Below are 14,073 nucleotides of genomic sequence, written 5' to 3' on the forward strand. Positions count from 1 at the left end.
CGCCCAGTCATCAATTTTTACCTAGTTTCGGCAAAAACAATTCATTGATTGCTGACTCAGCAGAGTCTTTCACTTCTTTAGACGGCTCCGGATCCAACTGACTTTCGACTAGATCAATGACATCCATCCAGTACATATATTCTTCCTCTGAAAACTCAACAGCTTTTTTCCCAGCGCTGCCTTCAATAAATTCAATTAGTGAAAAAGTTAATGACTTCGCCACTTCCGACGGGGCACTTTGAAAATCATCCTCGAAATAATCTTTCTCATATATCTCAAAATAATCTGCCTGCTTCAAATATCGACTCAGATAATAAAATGCAGCTCTTGCATCAGATATCTCATAGCCAGCAATGACGTCTTCTAGTTTTTTCATATTAGCCAATCCTAATAATATCAAATGCTGACTGAGGTAAGTCAGACAAGATGTATTCGTGAGACAGAGGGTTTGCGCGGTCTTTGACATTTACTTTCTGATAAAAAGGCACAGCTTCAATGCGCGCAATTACACACAGCAGGGGCCTAAAATGCTGATCCTTTGCAGTTTTTGAAATGTATACAATCTCATCATGCGCCTCTTTCGTGATCTTACCGAGCTTCAGCATGATCGAAGCTCCCTTCCTAATACCCCTTCGATTTAAATCTATCTTCGTATTATGATGATCCGCAGCGTCAACTTCTTTTTTCAGCGTATTATAAATTTCCACAGGCGACGAACTAGGTGGCACCGTAAAATGCGGCGACTCAAAATCAGATCCAAAATATGGAGTGCACCACATATAGTGTTTATCTCCATAATATTTTTTATTTATATTGTAGGCCAGGGTCGTCATGGCGGAGTACAAAATCGGATGAGTTATTTCTGCTAGCGACATCAAATTCCCTCTTTGACAGTAGTTTATTATTTGACCCAACCACAATCAGCCGACAATTTATTTTCCGACCGTAGCGTCTGATAAGGCTTCTTGTACACCTCTGACTCCATGATCTGCTCAGACGCCCCTCAGCAAAGATGGCATACGTCAGGGGAAAAGCATGGACCTCCAGCACACATTAATCTGTGATACACATTATGTCTATCATCCACTCTTGGACAATGGTCGCAGCTTCGCGTCATTCAATGTCCCTGCCTTGTAAGTACAAGACCCTGCTATACCTTGAAGGCAATCGTTCATCGTTAATCTTTATATCTAGGAAGGAGTGAGTGAGTGAGTGAGTGAGTGAGTGAGTGAGTGAGTGAGTGAAGGATACTCTTGGAGATAGAGAGTCGTCACCCAGCCAATAAATTCATTATTAATCATATACTTAGATTATTTTTCGACTCCTGGTGCCGCATCCAGACCCGCTGCATACCAACGAATACCCTCAACGCCACCACAACCCGCCCTTTGGCAATTTGTTCGTTATGACGTTTTACCTACCACTCGCTCTGCCGCCTTGCGATAAGCCTGTTCTCGCTCGCGCTTATCCACAGCTACCACAAAAACAACAACCTTCCTGATCGATCACCTGGTAGACCAATCGGTAGCGCTGCTGCGCAGCTTGACCTTGTAGCAGTCCGGCAAGCTATGCAGCCGGTTCGCTTCGATCCTCGGATTCAGTAAAACCGAGACGAGTTTTTCTTGAGTTGCTGCCGGACCGTATCCCCCAGCGTTTGCCATTCCTTTAGCGCTCGCGCATCGAACTCAAGGCTATAGGTCATCCAGAGCAACCTTCACTCGCTGAGGGTCGGCAAGGCGCTCGCGAACGGTCGCTAGCAGCGCCTCATCCTCATCGGTCATGAGGACAGGTTTAAAAGGCAGCTGCCCGCGCTCGGCGACGTACTGCAATGCTTGGCGCATAAGCTCGGAGGGCGTAACACCCAATCGCTCAAGCTCACGATAGGCTCGGATTTTGAGATCGTCGTCGATACGAACATTGATGGAGGCCATGGTGGCTTGCTCACTGTAATGACAATGGTCTTTACAGTGACGTAATTCCGGGCACCAGAGAAGTGGCTTAGGAGCACAAGCCGACGAAGGAAAAAGCCCAGAGAGCGCGAGTACAAGCTCTTCGACGGCGACGGTCTCTACCTTCTTGTGCAACCCAACGGCCGCAAAGGCTGGCGGCTCAGGTACGTGAAACCCCAACGGCCGCGAAGGCCTGACCGCCCTTGGCAGCTATGCGGTGGTCGGTATGGGGACGGCACGCCGCAAGCGCTTCGAGATCAAACAGCGGCTCGCCAACGGCATGGATCCCATCCCCCTCCGGTCAGAAATCCAAACGCAACACAGTGCGCCAGAAGTTCTTCAACGGTGAACGCCAGTGCTTGCGCCAGTTACGCTCCCACCAGTCGTCTTCGTTCTTCACCACGTCCTCAAGGTCGCTCCCCGTAACAGCGGCGGCATGCTGGCGGAACATCATCGGGAACACGCAGTGTTGCCGAATCCGTCGCTTGAACATCACGTCCACGGGCGTGCCGTCGTACGGCGTCTGGGCCAGGATCGCACAGCCTTTACGTGACAGCACGTACGCATGAAGCGCCACCACGCGGCCCCGGGCAATGAACGGGAACCAGGTCAACCAGGTTCGGCCCATGCTGTAGCCGAGGTGCAAGGCCTCGAATCGATGGCGACGCATGAAGCGGTTTACCCAGGCGATCCGCGAGGCTTTCAGCTCGTAGGGCATCACGTCATCTTCAAAAATCAGAATCCGCTCCAGGCCCTCCTCGAGCGCGCGCTGGGCGAGTTGCTGGTGCGACTCGTAGCAGCCGCGTTTGGGGTCGCCGTGCTTCTGCACGACATGAAATATCACTTGGTTGTCGAGCACCTTGCCAATGCTCTTCCTGAACAACTCACGCCTGTCACTCCGTGCATCGAGCGAGATGCAATAGACGGCGTCAACATCAAAATGAATCCTGCCCACCAATCAATCCCTTTAACTAATGCCTGTCATATGGTGGTGCTGAATAGAGCGGCAATAATATCGGGAGAATCTGATATCACAAAGCCATGCTTTGCGTTGTCTACCTGGGCGCATCCGGTGGCTGTCCGGGCAGGTCGTCGAACAGCGACAGGTCGAGGTTGGGCAGGATGTCTGACGTGGTCCCTCCTCAGAGCGTGCCGATGCGGTCCAGCTCGCGCTTGAGCTGATCACGGTAGAGGGTATCCGGACGCAGCGCAAAGAACGCCTCGAAACGCCGTTGAATATGCGCGAGGGTCGCCCGGAACGCGGCGTCGATCGTGGCGTCGTCGCCCACCACGTCGGAAGGGTCTTCCAACCCCCAGTGGGCCTTGAGCGCCGGGCCGAAGTACACGGGGCACGCTTCGCCAGCGGCCTTGTCGCAGACGGTGATGACGATGTCTGGCGGGTTGCCTTCGAAGGCTTCGTTGCCTTTGCTGCTCAGGCCATCGATGGCGATGCCGGCTTGCTGCAGGGTCTGCAGGCTGCGCGGCAGCACCTGGCCTCGTGGGAAGCTGCCGGCGCTGATGGCTTCGTAGCCTTGCGGGGCGAGGTGGTTGAACAGGGCTTCGCACAAAATGCTGCGACAGCTGTTGGCCGTGCACATGAACAGGATTCGCATCGTTCGCTCCCCGCCGCGTGGCGGTTTTCAAAGGCCCAGGCGCAGTGCCAGGGCGGAAAGGGTGATCAGCAGCACCGGCAGGGTCAGCAGGATGCCGACCTTGAAGTAGTACCCCCAGGTGATGCGCATGCCTTTTCGTGCCAGTACGTGCAGCCAGAGCAACGTGGCGAGGCTGCCGATGGGGGTGATCTTCGGGCCGAGGTCGCAGCCGATGACGTTGGCGTAGATCATCGCGTCGCGCACCAGCCCTTCGGCGCCGCTGGCCTGGATCGACAAGGCGCCGACCAGCACGCTGGGCAGGTTGTTCATCACCGACGACAGCAACGCCGCGATCAGGCCGGTGCCGAGGGTGGCTGTCCACAGGCCGTGGGCAGCGAGGCGGTCGAGTACTGTGGCGAGGGCGTCGGTCATGCCGGCGTTGCGCAGGCCGTACACCACCAGGTACATGCCCAGCGAGAACACCACGATCTGCCAGGGCGCTTCGCGCAGCACGCGGCGGGTGGAGATCACATGGCCACGGGCGGCGACGGCGAACAGCACGGCGGCGCAGGCGGCGGCCACAGCGCTGACTGGGATGCCCAGCGGCTCGAGCACGAACAGGCCCACCAGCAGCGCCAGCAATACCACCCAGCCGACGCGGAAGGTCGCGCGGTCGCGGATTGCCAGGGCGGGGGCCTTGAGGTCATCCAGGGCATAGCGCGCCGGGATGTCGCGCCGGAAGTACAGGAACAGCACCAGCAGCGTGGCAGCCACGGCCACCAGGTTGACTGGCAGCATCACCGAGGCATAGGCGCTGAAGCCCAGCCCGAAGTAGTCGGCCGAGACGATGTTCACCAGGTTCGACACCACCAGCGGCAGGCTGGCGGTGTCGGCGATGAAGCCTGCGGCCATGACGAAGGCCAGGGTCGCGCCGGGCGAGAAGCGCAGCGCCAGCAGCATCGACATGACGATGGGGGTGAGGATCAGCGCGGCGCCGTCATTGGCGAACAGAGCAGACACTGCGGCGCCCAGCAGCACGATGAAGGCGAACAAGCGGCGTCCGCTGCCGCGGGCCCAGCGCGCCACATGCAGGGCGGACCACTCGAAGAAGCCGGCCTCGTCGAGCAGCAGGCTGACGATGATGATGGCGATGAAGGTGGCCGTGGCATTCCAGATGATCGCCCAGACGGCGGGTATGTCGTGCAACGACACCGCGCCGAACAGCAGCGCCAGCAGTGCGCCGAAACTGGCGCTCCAGCCGACGCCAAGCCCCTTGGGCTGCCAGATGACCAGGATGAGGGTGAAGACGAAGACGCAGGCGGCGATCAGCATCGGCAGGTCCTCGTCCACTCAGCAGCCAGCAGCGGTACGGACGGGGCGATCGTTCATGTGCTGCAGGCGGGCGATGTTGTCCTGGAGCCAGGCGGCATTGGCCTGGACGGTGACTTGCAACAGCTCGCTGACCCAGGCGGGCAGTTCAGGGTTGAGGCGGTAGTACACCCACTGCCCCTGGCGGCGGTCCAACAACAGGCCGGCGCTGCGCAACTGGGCGAGGTGGCGGCTGATTTTCGGCTGGCTGTCGTCTAGGGCGCACATCAGTTCGCACACACACAGTTCGCCAAGGCGGGCGATCAGCAAGGTGGCGCGAACGCGGGTCTCGTCAGCGAGGGACTTGAAGACCTGGGTGGGGGTGATCATGGGAGGCACCTGAACATATGGAAATCCGAATATACGAATTTCCATATGTAGAATGCAACAGGTGCTGTCGTTTGATCAGAACGCCGTGCTGACGGTCAGCGACAGGTTGCGCGGATCGCCATAGATCGCTCCGGCGTAGAAGCCGTAGCGGGTGTAGTAGTGCTTGTCGAACAGGTTGTTGGCGTTGAGGCTGACGCTGGTGTCGTCGGTCAGTTGGTACTTGGCCATGGCATTCCAGATCGCATAGCCCGACCAGTTCACGTCGCTGGAGCTACGGCTGACACCGTTGGTCGGCTGGCCGGCCGGGGTGGACAGGGCGCGGATGTTGGTCTGCGCGGTGACGCCGGTGCCGAGGGTCAGGCGGTCGAGCGGGCCGGACAGGCGGTAGGTGGTCGAGGCCTTGAACAGGTGCGACGGATCGCTGCGCCCGTCGCTGTCGAGGCGGCGGAAGTGCAGGTAGGTGTAGCCGGCGTAGACGTTCCAGTTCTCGGTCAGGGCGCCTGCGAGTTCCAGGTCGATACCGTCGGTTTCCTGGCCGGAACCTGCCTTGTAGGCGGTGGCGCCGGTCGGGGTCAGCAGGTCGCCGTCGGTGACTGCCTTGTTCTCCTGCTTGGTGCGGAAGTACGCGGCGGATGCGTTCAGGCGGCCGTCGAACCAGGCGGCCTTGATGCCGGTCTCGTAGCTCTGGCCGCGGATCGGCTCGACCTTGGTGCCGCTGGCGGTCTCTTCGGTCTGCGGGTTGAAGATGTCGGTGTAGCTGGCGTACACCGAGTAGGTGTCGTTGAGGTCATACACCGCGCCCAGGTAGGGGGTGACGATGCCGTTGTTCTGCTGGTTGCTGCGCACGCCGCTGACGTTGCGGGTGGTGGCCGAGTAGTCGGTGCTGCGCACGCCGAGGATCACCGACAGCGGGTCGGTGATGCTCAGGCGGGTAGCGGCGTACATGCCTTGCAGGCGGGTGGTGGTCTTGCTGTGGCGGCCGGTCTGGGAGGCGAGCATGTCGTAGTCGCTGTCCACGCCGTTGAGCCAGTTGCTCAGGGGCAGGCCGTTGTTGGCGCGGAACTGGCAGCCCAGGGCCGGAGCGCTGACGCTGTTGGCGCTGACCATGGTGCAGGTGTATTCCGGCGACCAGGCCACGGTGCGGCTGTCGTTGTAGCCGACCATCGCCTGGTGGGTGCGGCCGAACATCTGGAACGGGCCGGATAGGTCGATCTGCGCCGATTGCTGGGTGGTGTCGCTGGAGCTGTGCAGGCCGTTGAGCACCGCGCCGCTGCCATCCTGGTCCCAGTAGCCGCCGTAGACGCCGCGCCCGGACGAGTTGACCTTGGCCAGGCCGCGGTGGTTGAGGGCATCGCTGGTACTCTGCGAGCCTTTCAGGTCCAGGGTCCAGTCGTTGTCGAAGCGGTGCTGCAGCGAGCCGAAGGTGGTGCGGGTGATGTACTCACCGAAGCTCCAGCTGGGCACCACGTTGGTGCTGCGTGGCAGATCGGTCTTGCTGCCGTCGCCATACCAGATCGGGATGTTGGCGCCCCAGCCGCCGCCGACCACCTTGTTGTATTCGTACTGGTAACCGGCGCCGAGGGTGGTGGCGTCGTCCAGGTCGAACTCGAAGTTGGCCAGCGCTGCGCGGGCGCGCTCGGACTGGTTGTCGCGGAACGAGTTGGCATCCTGCTGGGTGACCACGAAGCGCGAGCGCAGGCGGCCGTCTTCGGAGAGCGGCAGGTTGAGGTCAGCGCCCAGGCGGCGTTTGTCCCAGCTGCCGTAAGTGGCATAGGCGCTGCCGCCGAAGGTGCGGGTCGGCGCCTTGCGGATGAGGTTGACCGTCGCCGACGGGTCACCGGTGCCGCCGAGCAGGCCGTTGGCACCACGGACGATGTCGATGCGCTCGTACAGGTCGAGGTTCAGCGCGTTGCCGCTGCCGCTGAAGTCAGAGCCGCCGGGGAACTGCAGGCCATCGATCTTCCAGTTGCTGATCGAATAGCCCCGGGCGCGGAAATCGGTACGCCCGCCCACTTCCATCTTGCTGACACTGATCCCCGGCGCGGTGTCCAGCGCCTGCTCGATGCTGTGCACATCGCGGTCGTCCATCTGCTGGCGGGTGATGCTGGTCACCGACTGCGGGGTCTGGCGCGGGGTCAGGTTCAGGCCGGTGGAACTGCGCGTGCTCTCGACGGTGTAGCCGAGCTGGCCGGCGTCGTCGGCACTGGGCAGCGCGCTGTCTTCGATGTTGGTGGCGCCCAGTTCCAGGGGCTGGGGGTCAGCCGCAAAGGCCCCTGCGGACAGGCCGAAGGCGATACACAAGGCAAGCGGCGAGAGGCGGCTGCCACCGCGGGTGAAGCGGGCGCAGGCGCCAGGGATGCTCTGAGGTTTCATTTGGGAAGGCTTCGTATTCGCAGATGGTTTTTGCTACGATTCTAGGGATGTGCCCTCTGGGCTCCATCCCCGGCTTGTACGGGGATGTAATGGAACGTAACGGGCGCCTTTCAAGCGCCCCTGACAGGTGTCCCCCGCAATGAGCACAACCTTGCTGGTTGTCGACGATGACGACGAGATTCGCGAACTTCTCTGCGATTACCTGACCGATACCGGCTACCACGTGCTGGCTGCCGCCGATGGCGAACAGATGCGCCAGCAAATGGCGCGGCACAAGGTCGAGCTGGTGGTGCTCGACCTGATGCTGCCCGGCGAAGACGGCCTCAGCCTGTGTCGCCAACTGCAGGCGCAGCCGGGCCTGGCGGTGATCATGCTGTCGGCCAAAGGCAGCACGCTGGACCGTATCATCGGCCTGGAAGTGGGCGCCGACGACTACCTGTCCAAGCCCTTCGAGCCCCGTGAACTCATTGCCCGCATCAAGGCTGTCCTGCGCCGCCCGCAACGCCTCGACACACCCAGCGAAGAGCCCGCCAGCCAGGCACAGCAGTTCGCAGGATTCAGCCTCGACCACATCAAGCGCCTGCTCACTCACCCTGACGGCCAGGCCCTCACCCTGCCCCGCTCCGATTACCGCGTGCTGCGCGAGCTGCTCGAGGCCAACAACCGCGTGGTATCGCGCGATCACCTGACGCGCAGCGCCTTTGGCCGCGACCACCTGCCCGACGACCGCTCGGTGGACATGTGCATCAGCCGCCTGCGCCAGCACCTGCGCCGCGCCGTCAACGGCAGCGCGCAGATCCTCACCATTCGCAACGAAGGCTACCTGCTCAGCATCGCCCGCGAGCCAGGCGCCTGACGTGCGCCTGTTGCGCCGGCTATGGCCAAGGACGCTGTTCGGCCAACTGCTGCTGATCATGATCAGTGGCACCCTGCTGATCCAGTTGATGTCCAGCAGCATCTGGTTCGACGTGCGTTTCGCCCAGGTGTTCGAGGCTCCGGTGCGGCTGATCGCTGCGCGCAGTGCCCCGCTGATCGCCCAGGCGGACTGTCACGCCGGCCAGTTGCAGGTGCCGCCGCGCTACCACCTGCGCTGCGCCGAATCGCTGCCCAACGCCCAGCGTGATGATCGACGCGGGCGGCACCGCATCGAACTGCTGCTGCACCAGGCGCTGGCCTACGAACTCGGCCACGACCAGCCGGCGCGCCTGCTGAAGGTGCAATTGACCGATGAGCTTGGTCAGCCGATCGTCTGGCGCAGCCTGTTCGGCCTGCGTACCGCTCAGGCACATCTGCAGTTCGCCGTGCCGATGGAGGACGGCCACTGGCTGGTGATCGACGGCGAAGAGTTGCAGGGCTGGAGTGGCGAGTCGGCCTGGGTGCTGATCAGCGACTACCTGCTGCGGGTATACGCTTTGCGCATCGTCGCCGTGCTGCTGGTGTGCCTGGTGGCCGTGCGCCTGTGCCTGCGCCCACTGCGCCGTCTGGCCGATGCTGCCCGCGGCCTGGGCCGCAACCTGGAGCAACCCGCCCTGCCGCTGGAAGGCCCCGAGGAAGTGCGCCAGGCGGCGCAGGCGTTCAACGCCATGCAGCAGCGGTTGATCGCCATGGTCAACGACAAGGCCTACTTTCTCGCTGCGGTCTCCCACGACCTGCGCACGCCGCTGACCCGCATGCGCCTGCGCCTGGAGCGGCTGGAGGATGGCGAACACAAAGAGCGCCTGCGGCAGAACATCGTGCAGATGGACGGCATGATTGGCCAGGTGCTGGACTACTTGCGGGCCGGCGAGCAACAGAACCTGCAGGAGGTGGACCTGGACCGACTGGTGGCGCGCCTGTGCGCCGACCTGGCCAGCGCCGAAGAGCCGCTGCCGATCCAGGGTGAAGTGGGCAAGGTGAAGGTCGATGCCTTGCTGATGCAGCGGTGCCTGCAGAACCTGCTGGTCAATGCCCTGCGTTATGGCAAGGCGGTTTCGCTGCGGCTCGAGGCGGATGCGGCGCAGGTGCGGATTCATGTCGAGGATCGCGGGCCGGGTATTGCCGTGGGCCTGCTGGACACCGTGACCGATCCGTTCGTGCGCGGAGAGGGTTCGCGCAACCAGGCGTCTGGTGGGTATGGCCTGGGGCTGAGCATTGCCCAGCGGATTGCGGCCAGCCATGGCGGTGAGTTGCGCCTTTCCAATCGCGATGGCGGTGGGCTGGAAGCGACTGTGGTGTTGCCACGCTAGCACCAGCCCGCCCACAGCGCACACCTCAAGCCCCCCATTGCCAAACCCTGCCCAAAAGAGTTCAAATCGCACTAATTCCCATTAACAACTCCCCTCCCCCATGCCCCCCACCGATTCTGCCCTGCGCTCCGCCACCGAGGCTCTCTACCTCACCCACAGCGCCTGGCTGCGTGGCTGGCTGCGCAAGCGTCTGGACTCCACCAGCGATGCCGCCGACCTGGTACAAGACACCTTCGTGCGGGTCATCAAGGCGCGTCGTGCCCTGGATATCCGCGAGCCGCGCCAGTATCTGAGCACCGTCGCCAAAGGTCTGGTCATCGACCTGTTCCGCCGCCGGGCGCTGGAGCAGAGCTATCTCGAGGCGCTGGCCTCCCTGCCCGCCTGCGACCACCCATCCGAGGAAGACCAGGCGATCGTTCTGGAAACCTTGATGGAAATCGATCGCATGCTAGACAGCCTGGGCGACAAGGTGCGTCAGACGTTCATCCTGTCGCAGTTCGAGGGGCTGACGTATCCGCAGATCGCCGAGCGCCTGGGCGTCTCGGTACGCACGGTGAACAACCACATGGCCAAGGCGATGGAGCAGTGCTGCCTGATGCGCCTGGGGCTGCTGTGAGCGCCGTGTCATCGCCGTTGAGCACAGCGCAGCGCGAGGCGTTGCGCTGTGCGGCGCAGTGGTATGCGCGGCTGTCGTCGGGGCTCGAGGATGCGGGCGAGCAGCAGCGCTGGCAGCGCTGGCACGATGCAGATCCTCTGCACCAGCAGGCCTGGCAACAGGTTGAGGCGGTTCGGCGGATGGTCGAGGGGGTGCCACGGCAGATTGCAGCGCCGGCCCTGCGTCAGGCGCGGGAGTCGCGCAGGCGGGTGCTGCGTCAGTTGCTGGTGCTGGCGGGCGTCGGTGTGGTGGGTGTGGGCGGCTGGAGAAGCGAGCTGCGAACAACGCTGATGGCCAGCGTGCACACCGGGGTCGGCGAGCAGCGTGAGGTGGTGCTGGAGGATGGCAGCCAGATCCTGCTGGACAGCCGTTCGGCCCTGGATGTGCGCTTTGACGCAGAACAGCGTGTACTGCGTCTGCTGAGCGGGCGGGTGCTGGTGCAAACGGCCGCTGATGCCCTGGCGCGTCCGTTTCTGGTAGAGGTGTCGCAGGGGCAAGTGCAGGCTTTGGGCACCCGCTTCACGGTCGACGTCGACAAGCGCTTCTGCGAGGTGACGGTGCTGGAAAAGGCCGTACAGGTGCGTCCGCTGAACAGCGCACAAACCCTGCGTCTGGAAGCGGGTCAGCAGGTGCGGTTTGATCGCTCTCGGCTTGGAGAGCCGTGGCGCAGCGACGCTTCGGTGGCGTCGTGGCAAACGGGTAGCCTGATAGCCATCAACCGGCCGCTGGGCGACTTGCTGGAAGAACTGTCGCGCTACCGGCGTGGCTGGCTGCGCTGTGATCCATCGATTGCCGGGCTGCGGATTTCCGGGGCCTTTCCGCTACACGACATCGACCTCGCCCTCGCCGCATTGGCCAGCGGTTTCGAGCTGCGCATCGTGCGGCGTACCGATTACTGGGTCAGTGTCATGCCTCGGGTCAGTTGAGGCGTCGCGAAAAAAAAACACATCTGCGTTGCACTTTTTTCTCACGTCCTTCGGCCATTGCTCAGACATCTGCCGTTTGAGCGGATCAATTGGGGGAGGACCATCATGACGTACCCGTATGCGCGCCGACTGAAACCGGTGGCCGCAGCCATTCACCTGGGGTTTTGCAGTGTGGCCCTGACCACGCTGGCGGCGTTCGCCCATGCAGCCGAAGTCAGTGAGCTGCGCCAGTACCAGATTCCTGCCGGCAGCCTGACGGAGGCACTCAGCGCCTTTGCATCGGCCTCGGGCAGTGCCTTTTCCTTCGATGCCGCCTTGACCGACGGCCATCGCTCGCCGGGGCTGCAAGGCCGCTACAGCGTTGCCCAGGGCTTCGCGCTGCTGCTGCAAGGCACAGGGTTGCAGGTGGTCGCGCAGAGCAATGGCAGTTATGTGCTGCGCCCGTCGCCGCGCAATGACGGCTCGCTGGAGCTGGACGCCACGACCATCTCCAGCCAGCGCCTGGACGCCACCTCCGAAGGCACCGGGGCCTACGCCGCGCGGGCGGTGACCATCGGCAAGGGCACACACACGCTGCGCGAGACACCCCAGGCGGTGACCGTGCTGACCCGCAAGTACATGGACGACCAGAACATCAACACCATCGACCAGGCGATGGAGAAAACCCCGGGTATCGCGGTGTACGAATCGCCCATGGGCGGCAAGTACTTCTATTCGCGTGGTTTCATGATGCAGGGCCAGTACCAGTACGACGGCGTGCCGCTGGATGTGGGCGGCGAGTATGTACAGGCCAACAGCTTCTCGGGCGACATGGCCTACTACGACCGGGTCGAAGTGCTCAAGGGCGCGGCGGGCATGATGAAGGGCTCGGGCAGCTCGGCGGGCGGGGTCAATTTCGTGCGCAAACGCGGCCAGAGCACGCCCACCACCAGCCTGAGCCTGTCGGCGGGCTCCTGGGACAACTACCGCAGCCAGATCGATACCGGTGGCCCGCTCAACGCCTCGGGCACGCTGCGTGGCCGGGCGGTGGTAGCGTTGCAGGATCGCCAGTACTTCTACGACCTGGGTAAACGCAAGGACCAGATCCTCTACGGCGCCCTGGACTACGACCTGACGCCGGATACCACCCTGGGCTTAGGCGTCGCCTACGAGCGGCTCGACGCCCGGCCCTGCTGGCACGGCCTGCCAAGGGGGAGCGATGGCAAGGACCTGAAGCTGAGTCGCTCGACCTGCCTGGGCGCTTCGTGGAACACCTGGGACAGCCAGCGCACCACGGTGTTCGCCGACCTCAAGCACCAGTTGAACGATGAGTGGGCGTTCAAGTTCGCCGGGGCCTGGACCCACAACGACCAGGACATCAAGTACGCCCTTTCCGAGACCCCTGGCGGGGTGCCTGCAGGGGCGACATCGGCGCCATCCTCGGTGTACTCGGGCCTGTTCGACTATGACCAGACCGACTACGGTTTCGACGCGTATCTGGATGGCAAATTCGATGCCTTCGGCCTGCAGCATGAATTGGTCGTAGGCGCCAACGCCAGCCGCGCCCAGACCCGCGACCACTGGGCGCTGATCAACATGACCGGCCTACTCGGCGCGTCGCAGGATCCGTTCAATCCCAACCCGCACATCCCCGAGCCCAGCGATGGCTTCTACGCGCCCAACGCTTACCGTGGCGGCCCCTTCCCGACCGAGACCGACACCCGGCAATTCGGCACCTACGCCACGCTTCGCCTGAAGCTGGCCGAGCCGTTGACCCTGGTGCTGGGTTCGCGCGTCAGTTGGTACCGCAACAGTCGAGACTCCTACACCCAAGCATGGGATTACTGGCAGCACGACCGCAGCCAGGAGAACGGTGAAGTGACGCCATTCGGCGCGCTCATCTACGACCTGAACGACAACTGGTCGGTCTACACCAGCTATGCCGCGATCTTCCAGCCGCAGAGCACTTACACCGACCAGGCAGGCAGCCCCTTGCAGCCCAAGACCGGCGCGAGCTACGAGCTGGGGATCAAGGGCGAACTGCTGGATGGGCGCGTGAACACCTCGTTCAACCTGTTCCGCACCGTCGAGGAACATCGCGCGGAGGCCAACTACGACAGCAGCTGCCCAGGGTCTTCGGACGGCTTCTGCTACAGCGATGTGGGCAAGGTCCGGGCACAGGGTTTCGAGGCCGAAATCAGTGGCGAGGTGATCGAGCGCTTGCAGGTGCTGGCGGGCTATACCTACACCCAGACCAAGTACCTGGACAGCACCAGTGCCAATCCGCAGGAGCCGGCGTTTTCCACCACCTACTTCCCGCGTCACCTGTTCCGGGCCTCGGCGGACTACCAACTGACGGGAGCACTGGAGCGCTGGAGCGTGGGTGCTGGGGTAACGGCGCAGAGTGATGTCGCGTTCCGGGATGGCAATATCAGGCCCGTGGCAGTGAAATCCGTCCAGCCGGGGTATGGTATCTGGAGTGGACGGATCGGCTATCGGATCGACGAGAACTGGTCGCTGGCGCTCAATGGCAACAACCTCTTCGACAAGAAGTACTACCAGAGTGTGGGGGCGGTTTCGTGGGGTAACTTCTATGGTGAGCCGCGCAACTTCACAGTGACGCTCAGAGGCAACTTCTGATGTAGGGCTTCATTGCCAAGGGCCGTGGACTAAGTG

The 14,073-nt window shown here is 62.2% G+C and carries 13 protein-coding genes and 2 pseudogenes; 6 read left to right on the top strand and 9 right to left on the bottom strand.

Going from position 1 to position 14,073, the window contains the following annotated elements; translation table 11 throughout:
- Positions 1-10 precede the first annotated feature (10 nt).
- The 4 genes and pseudogenes from ACMGGG_RS22150 to ACMGGG_RS22165 all read right to left on the bottom strand — a co-directional run bounded on the left by ACMGGG_RS22150 (position 11) and on the right by ACMGGG_RS22165 (position 1,931).
- Complete coding sequence (locus ACMGGG_RS22150) at positions 11-376, bottom strand: hypothetical protein (protein WP_414154429.1); 366 nt, start codon at positions 374-376, stop codon at positions 11-13.
- 1 nt (position 377) lies between these two features.
- A complete protein-coding gene (locus ACMGGG_RS22155; protein ID WP_267825296.1) occupies positions 378-875 on the bottom strand; it encodes a hypothetical protein in 498 nt (165 codons plus the stop codon).
- Positions 876-1,403: 528 nt separating this feature from the next.
- Positions 1,404-1,702: pseudogene (locus ACMGGG_RS22160) on the bottom strand (type II toxin-antitoxin system RelE family toxin).
- The gene (locus tag ACMGGG_RS22165) at positions 1,692-1,931 is read right to left on the bottom strand and encodes a type II toxin-antitoxin system RelB/DinJ family antitoxin (protein ID WP_414154430.1); all 240 of its coding nucleotides are present in this window, start codon (positions 1,929-1,931) and stop codon (positions 1,692-1,694) included. Before ACMGGG_RS22165 ends, ACMGGG_RS22160 begins: the two are co-directional and overlap by 11 nt.
- Before the next feature lie 147 nt (positions 1,932-2,078).
- Here ACMGGG_RS22165 and ACMGGG_RS22170 point away from each other — a divergent pair.
- A pseudogene (locus ACMGGG_RS22170) lies at positions 2,079-2,156 on the top strand (hypothetical protein); the annotation flags it as partial.
- A 94-nt stretch (positions 2,157-2,250) separates the two neighbouring features.
- On the opposite strand, the gene ACMGGG_RS22175 reads toward ACMGGG_RS22170, so the two are convergent.
- The 5 genes from ACMGGG_RS22175 to ACMGGG_RS22195 form a co-directional block, all read right to left on the bottom strand.
- On the bottom strand, positions 2,251-2,904 hold the full coding sequence (locus ACMGGG_RS22175) for a glycosyltransferase family 25 protein (protein WP_186665716.1): 654 nt from the start codon (positions 2,902-2,904) through the stop codon (positions 2,251-2,253).
- A gap of 187 nt (positions 2,905-3,091) precedes the next feature.
- A complete protein-coding gene (locus ACMGGG_RS22180) occupies positions 3,092-3,562 on the bottom strand; it encodes an arsenate reductase ArsC (protein ID WP_414154431.1) in 471 nt (156 codons plus the stop codon).
- 27 nt (positions 3,563-3,589) lie between these two features.
- The gene (locus ACMGGG_RS22185; protein ID WP_054891260.1) at positions 3,590-4,873 is read right to left on the bottom strand and encodes an arsenic transporter; all 1,284 of its coding nucleotides are present in this window, start codon (positions 4,871-4,873) and stop codon (positions 3,590-3,592) included.
- A gap of 18 nt (positions 4,874-4,891) precedes the next feature.
- Entirely contained in the window at positions 4,892-5,239 is a 348-nt protein-coding gene (locus ACMGGG_RS22190; RefSeq protein WP_414154432.1) for a metalloregulator ArsR/SmtB family transcription factor, read from the bottom strand.
- Positions 5,240-5,314: 75 nt separating this feature from the next.
- Positions 5,315-7,612, bottom strand: coding sequence for a TonB-dependent siderophore receptor (locus ACMGGG_RS22195; RefSeq protein ID WP_414154433.1), 2,298 nt, complete (start codon positions 7,610-7,612; stop codon positions 5,315-5,317).
- A gap of 139 nt (positions 7,613-7,751) precedes the next feature.
- On the opposite strand from ACMGGG_RS22195, the gene ACMGGG_RS22200 reads away from it, so the two are divergent.
- From ACMGGG_RS22200 to ACMGGG_RS22220, 5 genes are all read left to right on the top strand, one after another.
- Entirely contained in the window at positions 7,752-8,468 is a 717-nt protein-coding gene (locus ACMGGG_RS22200; RefSeq protein ID WP_414154434.1) for a response regulator, read from the top strand.
- Position 8,469: 1 nt separating this feature from the next.
- Positions 8,470-9,837: an ATP-binding protein gene (locus tag ACMGGG_RS22205; RefSeq protein ID WP_414154435.1), complete on the top strand. Its 1,368-nt coding sequence runs from the start codon at positions 8,470-8,472 to the stop codon at positions 9,835-9,837.
- Positions 9,838-9,937: 100 nt separating this feature from the next.
- Complete coding sequence (locus ACMGGG_RS22210) at positions 9,938-10,453, top strand: sigma-70 family RNA polymerase sigma factor (RefSeq protein ID WP_151925965.1); 516 nt, start codon at positions 9,938-9,940, stop codon at positions 10,451-10,453.
- On the top strand, positions 10,450-11,418 hold the full coding sequence (locus ACMGGG_RS22215; protein WP_414154436.1) for a FecR domain-containing protein: 969 nt from the start codon (positions 10,450-10,452) through the stop codon (positions 11,416-11,418). Before ACMGGG_RS22210 ends, ACMGGG_RS22215 begins: the two co-directional genes overlap by 4 nt.
- 105 nt (positions 11,419-11,523) lie before the next feature.
- Positions 11,524-14,037: a TonB-dependent siderophore receptor gene (locus ACMGGG_RS22220; RefSeq protein ID WP_414154437.1), complete on the top strand. Its 2,514-nt coding sequence runs from the start codon at positions 11,524-11,526 to the stop codon at positions 14,035-14,037.
- The last annotated feature ends 36 nt before the right edge of the window (positions 14,038-14,073 follow it).

The organism is Pseudomonas sp. BNK-44-b, from assembly GCF_047456245.1.
GTDB lineage: Bacteria > Pseudomonadota > Gammaproteobacteria > Pseudomonadales > Pseudomonadaceae > Aquipseudomonas > Aquipseudomonas machongensis.